Origin of the sequence: Suttonella ornithocola (assembly GCF_001889065.1) — a bacterium.
Taxonomy (GTDB): Bacteria; Pseudomonadota; Gammaproteobacteria; order Cardiobacteriales; family Cardiobacteriaceae; genus Suttonella_A; species Suttonella_A ornithocola.
In genome coordinates, this window is sequence record NZ_LWHB01000318.1 from 1 (window position 1) to 910 (window position 910).

Consider the following 910-nt stretch of genomic DNA (forward strand, 5'->3'; position numbering starts at 1 on the left):
AGTATGTTTAGCATACTTTTCAAACAACTACCAATAATTCTACTACAAGTTGTTCTTTATATCTGCTTTGGATAGATTGGATTCTAAGTGATTTTACTATAACGCATAAAAAAAGATTAACCAACATCCAAAAGCCGACACAGAGAAAAGAGAGCACTTTCAAGAACAAATAGTGGATAAGACCGCTCAAGAAAAACCGATAGTCTATCTTGATGAATGTGGTTTTAAAGCCTTTGCTCATAGACCTTATGGCTACAGCACAAAAGGACAAGTTTGTCATGGAAGTGATAACTGGCATTTAAAGAACCAGAGCAATGCGATTGGAGCCATTATAGTGCGATCAGCTAAAAAACAAAACATCCTATAGCCCTTATCTAGCCATTCTGGCGGTAGATAACGTTTCTGTTTTTTAGCTGATTTGACTATATCAATGGAGAATTGTTTGCCTTACGCTTATATGATGGTTCTATTAACAGCGATATTTTCTCTCATTGGGTGAGAGAAGCACTGTTACCTGAGTTACCTAAAAACAGTGTAATTGTCATGGACAATGCCGCTTTTCATAAACGCAGTGATATTCAAGCAATCATTGAAGAGCATGGGCATGAGATATAGTGCGATCAGCTAAAAAACAAAACATCCTATAGCCCTTATCTAGCCATTCTGGCGGTAGATAACATTCTGTTTTTTAGCTGATTTGACTATAGTTTGGTTACCCCCTTATAGTCCAGACTTAAATCCCATTGAAAAGATGTGGGCTTGGATTAAGCAAATACGCAAAGAATGGCGGATGGATTGTATTGATACTTTATGCTTTTATCTGCTTTGGCTTGGATTGGGTTTTAGATGATTTCACTATACTATTACTGGAATAGCGATCTAATTTCTGTGWCTCTTTTATTAGCCTTTG

At 36.6% G+C, this 910-nt stretch carries 3 protein-coding genes; all 3 read left to right on the forward strand.

Going from position 1 to position 910, the window contains the following annotated elements; translation table 11 throughout:
* Window positions 1–172: 172 nt before the first annotated feature.
* The 3 genes from A5N85_RS14060 to A5N85_RS17110 all read left to right on the forward strand — a co-directional run bounded on the left by A5N85_RS14060 (window position 173) and on the right by A5N85_RS17110 (window position 850).
* Window positions 173–367 carry a hypothetical protein gene (locus A5N85_RS14060; protein ID WP_072577667.1) on the forward strand — a complete coding sequence of 65 codons (195 nt, stop codon included), beginning with the start codon at window positions 173–175 and terminating at the stop codon, window positions 365–367.
* 71 nt (window positions 368–438) lie between these two features.
* Complete coding sequence (locus tag A5N85_RS17105) at window positions 439–615, forward strand: transposase (protein ID WP_169818699.1); 177 nt, start codon at window positions 439–441, stop codon at window positions 613–615.
* A gap of 82 nt (window positions 616–697) precedes the next feature.
* A complete protein-coding gene (locus tag A5N85_RS17110) occupies window positions 698–850 on the forward strand; it encodes a transposase (protein ID WP_245935969.1) in 153 nt (50 codons plus the stop codon).
* Window positions 851–910: the final 60 nt, after the last annotated feature.